Below are 13272 nucleotides of genomic sequence, written 5' to 3'. Positions count from 1 at the left end.
TCAGCGGTCGAGGTAGGCGGACAGGCCGCCGAGCTCCTCGTTGGCGATGAAGACCGAACGGACGTTGATGACGGCTTCCTCGACGTGCACCGGGCAGCCCCACGCCGAGTCGCCCCACGAGTCGGCGACCTTGATCTCGGCGGGCGCGGCGCAGCCGTCGCTGCCGCCGAGCTGACACCGCTCGGGGCGGGGAGTGGCGGCCTGCGCGGCGGCGGCGGCGCGCAGCCGGGCGGTGAGTTCCGCCGCCGCGGCGGCGCGCTGTTCCGCCTCGGCCCGTAGCTCCCGCTCCGCCCGCACCACCCGGGCCAGCTCGTCGTGGGCGGCTCGCGCACGGGCGTCCGCTTCGGACTTCGCCTGTTCGATGTGGTGACGTTCGATGGCCAGGGCGGCGGTGCCGGTGAAGACCCGGGCGAGGGCCAGATCGGTGTCCCGCGGGACGCGCGGGGTGCGGTGGTACATGGCGAACGTGCCGAGCAGGCTGCCGTCGCGGGCCAGGATCGGCGTGGACCAGCAGGCGGCGAGTCCGGCCCGCTCGGCCAGATCGCGGAAGTCGGCCCAGAACGGGTCGGTGGCGATGTCGGTGACGACGACCGGCTCCCGCCGGTGCGCGGCGGTGCCGCACGATCCGACGCCCTCACCGGTGGCGATCCCGTCGATGGCCTCGTTGTAGAAGTCGGGCAGGCTGGGCGCGGCGCCGTGGCGCAGGTGCCGGCCGTCGGCGTCGGCGAGCAGGACGGAGACGAGCACCTCCTGCGGCGCGAGGTTCTCGATGCAGCGGGCCATCCCGTCGAGCACCTCGGTCAGGGGCGCCTGCCGGGCGATCTGCTCCAGCATGGCGCGGTGCTCGGCCATCAGCCGTTGCGCGTGCTTGACCTGCGTGGTCTCCACCCCGATCACGCGGATCCCGGTCACCGTGCCGGCGGGGTCGCGGCGCGCCTCGTAGGTGAAGTCGAAGAACGCCTCCCGCGCTTGCGAGCCGGTGCCCAGCATGATCCGGGCGTCGTGACCGGTGTAGGACTCGCCCGTCCGGTAGACCTCGTCCAGCAGGGCGATGAAGCCCTGGCCGTCCAGTTCCGGCATCAACTCGGCGAGCGGAACTCCGGTACGTGCGCGTTCCTCACCGATGGCGGCGAAGAATGCCGGATTCGCCGCCTCCACCACGTGCGTCGGCCCGGCGAGCGCCGCGAAGACGGCGATGGACTTGCCGAACAGCGTCCGCAGATCCTCGTCCGCCGGCCTGGGCAGGTCCTGGCCTGGTAGCGCCGTCATGCCTGGTCTTCCTCCCCGCCGCTTCGTCGACCGTCGCAAGATTACGGGTCAGTGACCGACGTTCACATCTTGGCATCGACGTCCGCCTCCGTTACCGTCGTGGGAACGCTCCCACGAACTTAGATACGTCGATGTGATCAGGAGGAAACACGTCGTGGCTATCCTCTCCGCCCGCCGCAGGTCAGCGGCCATCAGCGTGGCGGCCGTAGCGGGTCTCGCCGCCGCCGGCGTCGGCCTCGCCGTCGGCGGCGCGTCCGCCGGCACCGTGTCCGGATCGCTCTACCGCGACCCGTCCTCGGCAGTCGTCCGCTGGGTCGCCGCCAACCCGGGCGACTCCCGCGCCGCCGTCATCCGCGACAAGATCGCCAGCCAGCCGCAGGCCCGCTGGTACGCCAACTTCAACCCGTCGACCATCCAGTCCGAGGTCTCCGCGTTCATCGGCGCCGCCAACTCGGCGCAGCAGATCCCGGTGCTGTCGGTGTACGAGATCACCAACCGCGACTGCGGCGGCGCCAGCGCCGGTGGCGCGCCGGACCTCAACCAGTACCAGACCTGGGTGTCCAACTTCGCCCGCGGGCTCGGCAACCAGACGGTCCTGATCATCCTGGAGACCGACTCGCTGGCCCTGCAGACCTGCCTGAGCACCAGCGAGCTGAACGCCCGCAACCAGGCGCTCACCACGGCGACCCAGACCATCAAGTCGGGCAACCCCAACGCCAAGGTGTACCTCGACGGCGGCCACTCCACCTGGAACAGCGCGAACGACACGGCCAACCGGCTCCGCGCGGCCGGCGTGCAGTACGCCGACGGCTTCTTCACCAACGTGTCGAACTTCAACCCCACGTCCAGCGAGGCGAACTTCGGCCGGGCCGTCATCTCCGCCCTCAACGGCATGGGCATCTCCGGCAAGCGGCAGGTCATCGACACCAGCCGCAACGGCGGAGCGGCCGGGGACTGGTGCGCCGACGACAACACCGACCGGCGCATCGGGCAGTACCCCACGACGAACACCGGCGACGCCAACATCGATGCGTACCTTTGGGTGAAGCCGCCGGGTGAGGCGGACGGCTGCCGCTACACGGCCGGTTCGTTCCAGCCGGACCTGGCCTTCAGCCTGGCCAACGGCGCGCCCAACCCGCCCACCACCGCGCCGCCGACGACCAACCCGCCGACCACTGCTCCGCCCACCACCGCGCCGCCGACGACCGCCCCGCCGACCACGGCGCCCCCGACCACGCCGCCGCCGGCCGGTAACGGCTGCTCCGCCTCGGTCGCGATCAACCAGTGGAACGGCGGCTTCACCGCGAGCGTGAACGTCACCGCCGGCTCGGCGAGCATCAACGGCTGGACCGTGACCGTCGCGCTGCCCGGCGGCGCGGCGATCACCGGCACCTGGAACGCCCAGGCCAGCGGCACCAGCGGCACCGTCCGGTTCACGAACGTCGGCTACAACGGACAGGTCGGCGCCGGGCAGACGACCAACTTCGGCTTCCAGGGCACCGGCACCGGTCAGGGCTCGACGGCCACCTGCGCCGCCTGACCCCGCACGACGCCTGCGGGCCCGGCACGGAGGTACGTTCCTCCGCGCCGGGCCCGTCCGCGTGCTCCTGGTCGACGTGGCTCGCCCAGGCGGCCGACGGGGGTTAGGCTGTCGATGCGGGATGTCGACGGCTGATCGCCGACCCCCTGCCCTTCCCACGGTTTCCCAGCCGCGACGACTGAGTCGAGTGCTGCCGTGCAGATTCCCTTGGAGCACGACGTGCCCGACAAGACGTTCGCCCTGAACCCCTTCAGCATCGAGGGGGGCAAGGCCACCGACGAGGAGCGCAGTCCGGCCGCGGACATCAGCGCCGCCTCCATGACCCGCCTGCGCAGCCCGTTCGCCGCGGAGGAGCCCGCCCGCGAGCGGGCCGGTGAGCGCACGCGGCGCTGACGCCGAGAGTCACGGCTGCGCGAGTCGCCGCGCTCTCCTCAGGTTGAGGGCCAGCTCCTCGCGGTTCTGGTGCGCGTGCCGGATCCACGCGGGCTGACCCGGGCCGGTGCGCCACGACTCGCTCAGCGGGCTGTTGTCCACGGTGTCGAAACCGAACTGGTCGTACAGCCGCGTCACCAGAGCAACCGCCTCCGGGAAGTTGCTGGAGACGGAGAGCGCCAGCCGGTCAGGGGCGCCCGCGGGCCGGGCGGAGGTGAGCAGGCGGGGCGCCTGGATGTGGGTGAACGCCTTGGCGACCTTCGACGCGGGAAGCTGTTCCTGGCGTAGCTCGTGGACCGTCTTCTCGCCCGAGTCGAGGACCGGGATGTGCCCGTCACGCCAGACCATGTAGTTGTTCGTGTCCAGGACGATCTTGCCCGCGAGTTCCTCGGCCGGCATGTCGTTGACGACCTTCAGAGGTACGGCGACGACGGCGAAGTCGCCCGCCGCCGCGGCCTCCCTGGCGTACGCCGCCCGCGCCGACGGACCCAGCTCGGTGACGAGGGCCGCCAACGTCTCGGGCCCGCGCGAGTTGGCGATGACGACCGAGTACCCGGCCGCGATCGCCGCCCGTGCGATCTGGCTGCCGACCTCGCCCGCGCCGATGATGCCGATGGTTGTCATGGGTTCCCCTCCCGGCTGTCGGCTGCGGCTACCAGTTCAGGTGCCCGAACTCGTCCTGGAGCGTCCCGGTCGGGCCGTCCGTGGGCAGCGTCGCCAGACGTACGACGATCCGGGCGCTCTCGGCCGGTGACCTGCCACCGCCGAGCGCGGCGGTCATGTCGGTGGCGGTGAAGCCCGGCTCGACCGCGTTGAACTTGATGCCCGGCTGGGACCGGGCGTACTTGACGGTGATCATGGTGGCGGCAGCCTTGGACGCCGAGTAGAGCGGGAACCCCAGATCGAACTCCGGCCGGTCCGGGTTGTTCGTCGCCCAGAAGGAGCCCGCGCTGCTCGACACCGTGACCACGGTGGGGTTGGCGGATCTGCGCAGCAGGGGCAGTGCCGCCTCGGTGACCCGGATGATCCCGACCACGTTGGTGTCGAACACCCGCAGCGCGGTGGGTCCGTCGACGGGGCCGCTCTCGACGATGCCCGCGTTGTTGACCAGGACGTCGAGCCGGCCGTGGGCCGCGTCGATGGTCGACAGGGCCTCGGTCACCGAGGCGTCGTCGGTCACGTCCAGGTGCAGGAACCGCGCGCCGAGCGTCGCTGCCGCCTCCTCGCCCTTGCGCTTGTCGCGCGCCCCGACGTAGACGATGTGCCCCAGGTCCCGAAGCTGCCCGGCGGTCGCGAAACCGATGCCCTTGTTCGCGCCGGTGATCAACGTGACGGTCATGCGTCTCCCTCGGTCTTTTGTACTGATCGGTTGTGACGTCACCGTAGCAAGGTTCTGTACCGATCGGTTGATGCGCTGCGTCACTTCTGTACCGAGCGGTAGAGTAGGTGCATGGGCACTTCGACACCGGGACGGCCGCGAGCCTTCGACGAGCAGACGGTCCTCGACCGGGCCGCCGAGGTCTTCTGGCGGCACGGTTACGAAGGCGCGTCGCTCAGCTCCCTCACCAGCGCCATGGGCATCAACCGGCCGAGCCTGTACGCCACCTTCGGCAGCAAGGAGGAGCTGTTCCGGCGTGCCTTCGCCCGCTACCACGAGACCAACCTGGCCAACGCCCGCGCCGCACTAGAACAACCCACCGCGTACGCCGCCGTGGAGAGCTTCCTGCGCACCAGCGCCGACGCGCTCACCGCCGACGACCACCCCGCCGGCTGCCTCTCCATCCAGGGAGGGCTCTCCTGTTCCCCGGAGAACACCCGCATCTCCGAGATGCTGGCCGCCGGCCGGGCCGCCACCGAGACAGCTCTGGAGGAACGGCTGTCCCGCGCGGCGAAGGAAGGCGACCTCCCGGAAGGCGTCGACAGCCGGGCGCTCGCCCGGTTCGTGATGGCGCTCAGCGAGGGCCACGCCGTGCACGCCGCAGCCGGCGCGAGCCGCGAAGACCTCCAGGCCTCGGTCGACGTCGCGCTGCGGGTGCTCAACCTCGTACCCGGCCCGGCGACCCCCGCCTGATCTCAGGAGAACCGATGCGGGAGGACGAACTGCGGGGCCTGGTGCGGCGCAGCCCTTGGCTGATCCGGGCGCTGGGCGTCGTTCGGGACTGCGGCCTCCCGGACGCCTGGATCGGCGCGGGCGTCATCCGCGACCTCGTTTGGGGCGAGCGGTACGGCCACGGGTTCGACCCCTCGTCGGTGCGCGACGTCGACGTGGTCTTCCTCGACCCGGCGGACCTGAGTCGTGACAACGACGACCGGGCCACCCGGCGACTGGTGGCGGGATGGTCGGATCCGCCGTGGGAGGCGAAGAACCAGGCCGCCGTGCACACCTGGTATCCCGCCAAGTTCGGCGGTGGCCCGGTGAACCCGCTGCGCACCGTCGCCGACGCGGTCGCCACCTGGCCCGAGTACTCCACCGCCGTGGCCGTACGCCTCGACACGTACGACGAGATCGCGGTGTGTGCGCCGCACGGCCTCGACGACCTGCTCGACGGCGTGTGGCGACGCAACCCGACCAGGGTCAGCCCGGAGGTCTCCCGGCAACGACTGGCCCGTCACCGCCCCGCCGAACGCTGGCCCGGCGTCCGCGTCGTGACCTGAGCCGGTGCTCGCCCGGCTCAGCGCGGGCCCAGCCCGGTTCGCCCGTCGATGAGTTCGCGCACGACATCCAGGTGGCCGGCATGTCGGGCGGTCTCCTCGATGACGTGCAGAACAATCCGACGCAGGTCAATGGTCTGCGACGCCAGCGGCTCCTCCGGGTGCCGGCCGATTGGTTCCGCCGTCAACGGCGCCGCGGCGATGATCGCGTCCGAGATCCGGCACTGGTCGCGATAGAAGTCGAAGACCTGGTCCGGCGATCGAGACGTGCGCAGCGGTGTGTTCTCGTCCGGCCAGGGCAGTGGCTCCACCGAACCGCGAAAGACCTCCTGGAACCAGTGGCGCTCCGCGTGACCGAGGTGCTCCACCAGGCCGAGCGGCGACCATCCGGAGGGCAGGACAGACGTCCGCAGCGCGGTCGGGTCCAGATCAGCCAGGATGGCTCGGACGCTGGCTCGCTGATATCCGAGGAAGTCGCACAGCGCGGCCTTCTCTGCATCGATCTTCGTCACGCCGGCAGGCTAGCGACCGACGCCGACACTTCCGGCGGGTTGTGATCTCCGATGAGGTGCGCGGTGGGCTCAGCCGCCGGCGCGGCCCGCACGTGCCTGCTGGGACACACCGCTGACCCTGACGGCGTCGACCAGAAAATCTGGGTCGGAACGACTAGACATCCTCGGCGGCGTGGAATAATCTTCTTCGAGTCGAGAGAGAAGATCCGTCAAGACGCAGACGGGGCCGCCCGGCCGTGAGGTCACGACGGACGGTGAGAAGCGGAATTCGTTCCGCCTGGAACGGCAGTAGGAGCACGTCAGCCTCAACGCGTGATGCGCGATGGGGCACGCAGGTGGGGCCAAGGCTTGCTCAGGGCTCCAGCTGATGTTCGCCGCACGTGTCGGGGCCATGAAGTCGCGTGGGCTCCGGCGCCGGCGGACCGTACGACCGCAAGGGTGAGAAGTAGCAGAGGAAAGGGAGGGCCGTACACCGTTGGATCGCCCGCCAGCAGCCGTCATTCCAGGCTCGGCGGACACCGCAGTTTCCATCGAACGAGAGGTGGTCTCCGGTCACGCATATGCGATCCTCGCACCCGAAGCCTTCGATGGCTGGTGCGGATACGACAAGCCGACTTTCCTGTCGGTAGATGGTGTTCTGACCCGTTAACCCTGGGCCCCGGCGCTTATGCGCCGGGGCCCTCGATGTGGAGGTGACATGGGGCGAAACCCCGATGACATGTTCGGCGACGAGAACACTCCGGCCTACACCATCGGTCAGGCCGCAGAGATGCTCGGCACCACGCAGGACTTCCTGCGCCGCCTGGACGAGGCGAAACTGATTAACCCGCACCGCTCTGCCGGCGGGCACCGCCGCTACTCCCGCTACCAGTTGCGCCTGGCCGCCCGGGCCCGCGAGATGGTGGATCAGGGCACGGCGCTGGAAGCCGCCTGTCGGATCATCATCCTGGAAGACCAGCTCGAGGAAGCCCTGCGGCAGAACGAGAAGCAGTAGCGCGGGCCACGGCGGCAGACTGGCCGGCCCGCTTCCCGGCTCGGTCCTGGTAGCACGTACTCCTGCTTGCGCGCCTCTTCGTATCCCGGCCATCGGCCGGGATGTTGCTGTTCGTAACCGGCGGTCGAGGCGGCTGTCGGCCGCCGGTGGCCGAGCACGGCGTGGATCCGGGCACGCCTCCGCAGGGAAGCAAGCTCCGTGGGGACCCACTCGTCGCCATCGGCTCAACGACGGATCATGTGCTACGGTGGCCGGGTTGCAGTTTTGATTTCCGTAGACGTTTTCCGGCGCCTGATGGGGCATCTGAAACCCATCCAGGCGCTTTTCGTTTTTCGTGTCGGTTCGACGCGGGTGATCAACGCGGCGGCGTAAGGGTCCGCACCGTGCGGTCTCTAACAGCCTGCGAAGGAGCAGACATGGCTACAGGCACCGTGAAGTGGTTCAACGCCGACAAGGGCTTCGGCTTCATCAGCCCGGACGGCGGCGGCGCCGATGTCTTCGCCCACTTCTCCGCGATCTCGGCGAGCGGCTTCCGCAGCCTCGACGAGAATCAGAAGGTGGAGTTCGACATCACCCAGGGCCAGAAGGGCCCGCAGGCGGAGAACATCCGCCCGCTCTGATCCACACTTTCTGAACGGCGGCCCGACTGGTTCAGCGGGCCGCCGTTCGGCGTCTCATGGCCACGGCATCACGAGAATCGTCTGATCGGCAGAAGGTCGGCAGAGTATCGACCCTTATCCCTCACGAGCCGAATACCGCTCCGCCGCCGCCCTGACGGTCGAGGCACGTACGGTCGCGGTCCAGTTGGAGCTCACCATGGCCGGACTCGACGCCTTTCCTCATGACTGTCAGACAGCCAGGGCCCGGGGTGCACGGCGCTACATTCTGAAGGGTTGATGACTATGACGACGACCTACTCCGGTCCTGCGAGGCTGATCCTGGCCGACGGCGCCTGCATCTCCGGCATGGCTTCCCTCAGCACCAACCAGCGCGGAGGACTCAACGGCTGGGGCGGCACGTTCCGTCCAGACGAGATCACGGCAGACCTTCGCAACGCAGACCAGGGGCTGCAATTGGAGTTGCCCTACGATCGGGTGGGGACAGTCGCTGTCACCCGCATACGCAAGCTACTCGCCACGCAGGTATTGATGTCACTGGCAGGCCGCGGACCCGCGCCATTCTGATCGTACGCCGCACGGCCGCCGCTACATCTCAGCTCGACGCGATCGATCTGCGCCGACGCAGCGACGAGGGCAGGATCGTCCCAGGAGAGTGCGCACCTTGCTCTGTCCGCCGACCACGAGCTGATCTTCCAGCTCACCAGCCAGGCGTTCGGAGCCACTGAACCAGCGCTGTCGGCCGGACCCCGAACCGGCACCTCGCGCCCGGTGCTGAAGATCAGCAGACCACGCCCTCTCGGTCCTCGGAGTGCCCGGTACCACCACCTGCTCGACCGCGACGATGCTCTCTTCAGAGCGCGTCGGCGCGACCGTAGAACCCGCTCGATCATCCTGTCGATCCGCCAACTTCTTCGAGTGGTGCAACTTTCCGGGTGGGCGGTTCCGTTCTACCTCCGTCACGAGGAGGCAGCGCACTTGATAGCCGAAGACGAGCAAGCATTCCGCGAGTTCGTGACGTCAGAAATGGCGTCACTGCGCAAGCTGGCGTACGTGACCTGCGGCGACTGGCACGCGGCGGAGGACGCCGTGGCCAATGCTCTGGTCAAACTCTATCCCCGCTGGCGGAAGCTGGACCGGCCCGATCTCTACGTCAAGACCATGGTCTACCGGGCCGCGGTCGACGAGACCCGTCGGCCGTGGCGGCGCGAGCGGTCGGCCGGTGACGCCATGCCGGACATCGCGCTGCGCGACCCCGCCGGTGCGAGCGACGAGCGGATGCGCCTGCGGGCGGCGCTCGACTCGGTGCCACCCCGGCAGCGAGCCGCGGTCGTGCTCCGGCACTACCTGGATCTGAGCCTGGAGGACACCGCCAGCGTCCTGAACTGCACGGTGGGCACGGCCAAGAGTCAGGTGTCCCGTGGCCTGGCGAAGCTGCGCGAGTCACTCGGCGGCGACCGTACCGATCTCAACGGACCATCGATAAAGGAGTGGACCCATGCGGTTGCATGATCTCGTGGACGCGGTAACGGGCGATGAGCCGCCGATGTCCCGCACCGTCGACGACATCATCACGGCAGGGCGGCGGGCGCAGCGCCGCCGTCGGGCCGGATTCGCGTCAGCCGGCGCGGCGGGCCTCGTCGTGGCCGTGGTCGCCGGTGCGTTCGTGGTACCGGCTCTGGGTGCGCAGCAGAGCCCCCCGGCCGCGCCGTTCGTGGCCGGTGCGGCGGCGTCCGAGCCGGCCGGGGCCGAGTGGCCCGACGCCGCGTCGTTCACCTTCACCTTCACCGGGTACGACGCCGGCACGCTGCATGTGCAGGACCCGATCGTCGCGTCCACCGCGTACCAGATCGCTCCCGTCTACTCCGACGGTCACACCTCGAACGACAAGCCCATGACCCGCCAGGAGGTGGAGGAGCAGGGCGACGCGTTCTTGCGGAACAAGGAAAACGGGAAGCCGGCCCTCTTGGCGTACCTGACCGTCTACCGGCCCGGTGCCTTCGACCCGGCCGGGATCAAGGACGGCGCGAACGTCACCGTGGCCGGGCGCAGGGCCGTGCAGGCGACGCTGCCGGTCGGCCTTGACCCGCAACGCCCGGTGGATGGCGGCAACAAGCTCTTCGCCTGGGAGTACGCCGACAACGCCTGGGCGGCTGTCACGTCGTACTCCGGCGACAAGGCAACGCCGAGCTTCGAGGAGCTGGGCGGCCTGGTCGAAGGCCTGAAGCCCAGCAGGCCGACGCCGGCCCTGGTGCCCTTCACGGTGGGCTACCTGCCGGACGGTTACGTGCCGTTGCAGATCGGCACCCACGCCACGGCGGGCCTCGGCGGCATCGCCGCGGCCCGCGGCGGCGACTACGGCGGCGCGACGTACACCAGGTCCGCCGCGCCCACCACCGGGCTGACCGCACCGTACGAGGCGAGCGAGGGTGGCATCAAAGACGGGTTCCACATCTCGGTCATCCCGAGCAGCAGCGCGAACCAGACGCCGGAGCCCGGTGTGACGAAGTGCTACGACGTACCCGACCGGCCCGGGTGGGACGGCCCGCAGGTCGACATCTGGTGCCAGTTCCGGAGCGCCGACGGCGCAGTCGTAGTCGAGGTCAGCCCCGATGGTGCCGGTAACACGCTGCCGCGGGTCGAGCTGGAGAAGATCGCCAAGGGGATCACGGTCGCCGACGTCGAGGACGAGTCGACCTGGACTCCGGCCGCGACCGCCCTGCGGCCATGACGGCCAGCGCCGGCACCACGACGGTGCTGTTCCGCAGGGCCGCTTCAGCGGCTCCTGTCGCGAAGAATGAAGGCTTGGGATGAGACGCAGAGCAAAGGCCGGTCTGATTGCCACGGCAACAGCGGCTCTGTGCGTACAGGTGGTGCCTCTCGCCGAGGCGAACACCGCGCCGAAGTCCGACGCGGTGCCGGTCGGACTGGCGGAGTTCTACGCGCAGCGTCCTGCGTGGGGACCCTGCCCCCGCCCGCCGGTGCCACCGAGGCGGTCACCGGATGCTTCGGCGTCCGCGCTTCCCCGTGCCGGGAGCGCGTCCCCGGCGGTGGAATGCACGACTGTGCGGGTGCCGTTGGACTACCGGCGACCGGACGGTCCCCGGGAGGCCGTCGAGCTCTCCCGGCGCCTGGCGAGCGATCAGCCGAACCGGCTCGGCGTACTGGTCGAGGTCCCCGGCGGGCCGGGCGGGCAGGGAATCTACGCGCCGGAGGACCCGGCGTACGAGGCGCTGTCAACGCGGTACGACATCATCGGGTACAACCCGCGCGGTGTCGGGCAGTCACAGCCTCTGCTGTGCGAGGGCACGAGCGTGCAGTTGTCCGGCAGGACGCGCTTCACCGACGCGCAGATGCGGGCGTACACCGAGGAGTTCCGCAGGCGTGATCAGCAATGCGAACGCGCGGACGGTGCCCGGCGTCCCTACTTCACCACCGCCAACAACGCCAGAGATCTCGACATCGTCCGCGCGGTCCTGGGTGAGCGTCAGCTGAACCTGATGGGGAAGTCCTACGGCACGTACGTGACGGCCGTCTACGGCACGCTTTTTCCGAAGCGACTGAACCGCAACGTCCTGGACTCCGCGATCCACCCGCAATGGATATGGCGGGAGGCGTGGAAGCAACAGGCAATCGCCCAACGTAGGACCGCCGACGCCTGGATGACGTGGGTGGCCGAGCGCAACGGAATCTACGGGCTGGGAACCACCCGGTCGCAGGTGCGCGCCACGATCGAACGGACCCGGGCGAAGCTGGAGCAACGCCCGATCGACCAGGGTGATTTCGTGTACGACGGCACCGAGTTCGACGGCCTCATCGGGGCCACCAACGAGGTGGCGTACTGGGACTTCTTCGCAGCGACGGCGAGCCGGCTGCGTCAGCAGGTCGAGACACCCTCGGACGTGCCGGGTGACCTGGGCCGGGCGTTGGCTCTTCAGCAAGAGATCCAGGCCGACCCGCCGCCGACCAGCAATGGCGTCTGGGAGGCAGTCAACTGCGAGGCCGAATGGCCCGCCGACCTCAAGGTGTACTACGCGGACATGCGCTACTTCTCCGAGCACTTCCCATACGGCTGGGGTGCTTCGGCGGTTTCTCCGCGTGAGTGCACCTTCGGCTCGGTGGAGCGTGTCGAGCCGCTGGTGAAGCTGCGCCGCAGCGGCTACCCGACAGGGCTGGTCGTGCAGGAGGAGTTCGACCCGCAGACGCCGTACGAGGGCGGTCGGGCGATGGCGGACCTGCTCGGGCACCGGCTCCTCAGCGTTCCCCGCGATGGCTACCACGTCGTCCACGGCACCAACGCCTGCGTCGACGCCGCCATCGACGACTACCTGCTGAACGGAAAGCTGCCGAAACGGGGAGCGGAGTGCGAGGGTACGCCGATCCCCGAGGTTCCGACGGATGGTTCGGCGCGGGTGGGAGAGGGCGACCGCCCGTCCCTCGACGAGCAGACGACTCTCTTGTCCGGCCGGATCCCTCGTCCGCTTCAGGCTGGTGGTCGTGAGCCCTCCTGATGTCGACGCGTGAGGGCTTGACATCCGCGCCGTTCTGGCCGAACGCCTCCGCAGTTCCGTGGTACGTCACGGCTGGCCAGGTGGTGGATCTGTTCCACGGCGCGCAGACCCGCGGGCACGGCGACCTGGAGGTCGCCGTGCCCAGCGCACTTTGCGCCCGCGCCACGGTAGATACCGCCGGAGTACGCGCGCTGGTTGATCACCTTGAGGTGGTGTGGGCCCGCTGTTCCCGCCCGTGCGTAACGTCGGCCCGGCCGAGGATCTGGCCGGTGACGGTGTCCCGGGCCTCGAGTCCGATGCGGTAACCGCCATCGGCCAGGCTGCCGGTCGCGCAGCCAGCCCGGCCGGTCGCGGGACAACCCAACGGGCCGGGCATTTCGGCGATTGCACACTCCGATCTCTCGGTGTTGATGGGCGGACCGCGCGAGCAAGGAAAGAAACCATCGGCAAGCCATCCTCGCTCTCGCCCGGCGACGCGCGTTGACGTTGTCCGGGCACTCATCCGCGACCCCAAGAATTCACTCGACCGGCACGGTGATCCGCGCCGCAGCCTGAACCAGGCTGCTCGCCGCCGACGCAACCCCATCCGCGCCAGCCGGCCCACCCTGCCCGCCGAGATCAATTGAAGTCACATGGAGACTTCTCAAGCGGATGCCAACCCGGGTCAACCGGTGCCGACGCGGGTCACCGCGACCGACCGCCGGTCGCAACCCGGGGTTCGTGTGCTCCGCGGGTGGTCCTGGGC

The 13272-nt window shown here is 69.5% G+C and carries 14 protein-coding genes; 10 read left to right on the top strand and 4 right to left on the bottom strand.

Features of this window, described 5'->3' with window-relative positions:
* On the bottom strand, window positions 1-1269 hold the full coding sequence (locus tag O7542_RS22945) for a GAF domain-containing protein (RefSeq protein ID WP_210869093.1): 1269 nt from the start codon (window positions 1267-1269) through the stop codon (window positions 1-3).
* Window positions 1270-1423: 154 nt separating this feature from the next.
* Between O7542_RS22945 and O7542_RS22940 the strand changes: the two genes are divergently transcribed.
* Window positions 1424-2809: a glycoside hydrolase family 6 protein gene (locus tag O7542_RS22940; RefSeq protein WP_281605186.1), complete on the top strand. Its 1386-nt coding sequence runs from the start codon at window positions 1424-1426 to the stop codon at window positions 2807-2809.
* 195 nt (window positions 2810-3004) lie between these two features.
* The gene (locus tag O7542_RS22935) at window positions 3005-3202 is read left to right on the top strand and encodes a hypothetical protein (RefSeq protein ID WP_104115843.1); all 198 of its coding nucleotides are present in this window, start codon (window positions 3005-3007) and stop codon (window positions 3200-3202) included.
* Between the two features lie 9 nt (window positions 3203-3211).
* Here O7542_RS22935 and O7542_RS22930 read toward each other — a convergent pair whose 3' ends face one another.
* Together O7542_RS22930 and O7542_RS22925 are read right to left on the bottom strand one after the other, a co-directional pair.
* Window positions 3212-3865: an NAD(P)-binding domain-containing protein gene (locus tag O7542_RS22930; protein ID WP_281605185.1), complete on the bottom strand. Its 654-nt coding sequence runs from the start codon at window positions 3863-3865 to the stop codon at window positions 3212-3214.
* A 28-nt stretch (window positions 3866-3893) separates the two neighbouring features.
* A complete protein-coding gene (locus tag O7542_RS22925; protein WP_113972106.1) occupies window positions 3894-4580 on the bottom strand; it encodes an SDR family NAD(P)-dependent oxidoreductase in 687 nt (228 codons plus the stop codon).
* A 111-nt stretch (window positions 4581-4691) separates the two neighbouring features.
* Between O7542_RS22925 and O7542_RS22920 the strand changes: the two genes are divergently transcribed.
* Window positions 4692-5312 carry a TetR/AcrR family transcriptional regulator gene (locus tag O7542_RS22920; RefSeq protein WP_113972105.1) on the top strand — a complete coding sequence of 207 codons (621 nt, stop codon included), beginning with the start codon at window positions 4692-4694 and terminating at the stop codon, window positions 5310-5312.
* A 14-nt stretch (window positions 5313-5326) separates the two neighbouring features.
* Entirely contained in the window at window positions 5327-5896 is a 570-nt protein-coding gene (locus O7542_RS22915) for a nucleotidyltransferase family protein (protein ID WP_281605184.1), read from the top strand.
* Between the two features lie 17 nt (window positions 5897-5913).
* On the opposite strand, the gene O7542_RS22910 is transcribed toward O7542_RS22915, so the two are convergent.
* Window positions 5914-6405, bottom strand: a complete 492-nt coding sequence (locus O7542_RS22910) for a DinB family protein (RefSeq protein WP_208635354.1) — start codon at window positions 6403-6405, stop codon at window positions 5914-5916.
* A gap of 697 nt (window positions 6406-7102) precedes the next feature.
* On the opposite strand from O7542_RS22910, the gene O7542_RS22905 reads away from it, so the two are divergent.
* The 6 genes from O7542_RS22905 (at window position 7103) to O7542_RS22880 (ending at window position 12527) form a co-directional block, all read left to right on the top strand.
* Complete coding sequence (locus O7542_RS22905; RefSeq protein ID WP_043326983.1) at window positions 7103-7399, top strand: helix-turn-helix domain-containing protein; 297 nt, start codon at window positions 7103-7105, stop codon at window positions 7397-7399.
* 416 nt (window positions 7400-7815) lie between these two features.
* Window positions 7816-8019, top strand: a complete 204-nt coding sequence (locus tag O7542_RS22900) for a cold-shock protein (RefSeq protein ID WP_016815249.1) — start codon at window positions 7816-7818, stop codon at window positions 8017-8019.
* 282 nt (window positions 8020-8301) lie between these two features.
* Window positions 8302-8583 (top strand): hypothetical protein, encoded by a 282-nt coding sequence (locus tag O7542_RS22895; protein ID WP_281605183.1) that lies wholly within the window; start codon window positions 8302-8304, stop codon window positions 8581-8583.
* A 351-nt stretch (window positions 8584-8934) separates the two neighbouring features.
* A complete protein-coding gene (locus O7542_RS22890) occupies window positions 8935-9528 on the top strand; it encodes a SigE family RNA polymerase sigma factor (protein ID WP_307189069.1) in 594 nt (197 codons plus the stop codon).
* On the top strand, window positions 9515-10747 hold the full coding sequence (locus O7542_RS22885) for a hypothetical protein (protein WP_064448564.1): 1233 nt from the start codon (window positions 9515-9517) through the stop codon (window positions 10745-10747). Before O7542_RS22890 ends, O7542_RS22885 begins: the two co-directional genes overlap by 14 nt.
* 340 nt (window positions 10748-11087) lie before the next feature.
* Window positions 11088-12527, top strand: a complete 1440-nt coding sequence (locus O7542_RS22880; protein ID WP_281605182.1) for an alpha/beta hydrolase — start codon at window positions 11088-11090, stop codon at window positions 12525-12527.
* The last annotated feature ends 745 nt before the right edge of the window (window positions 12528-13272 follow it).

The sequence above is a fragment of the Micromonospora sp. WMMC264 genome (assembly GCF_027497275.1).
Lineage (GTDB): Bacteria > Actinomycetota > Actinomycetes > Mycobacteriales > Micromonosporaceae > Micromonospora > Micromonospora chalcea.
Note: the sequence above shows the minus strand (reverse complement) of the source record. Positions and strands in the feature narration are given on the sequence as shown.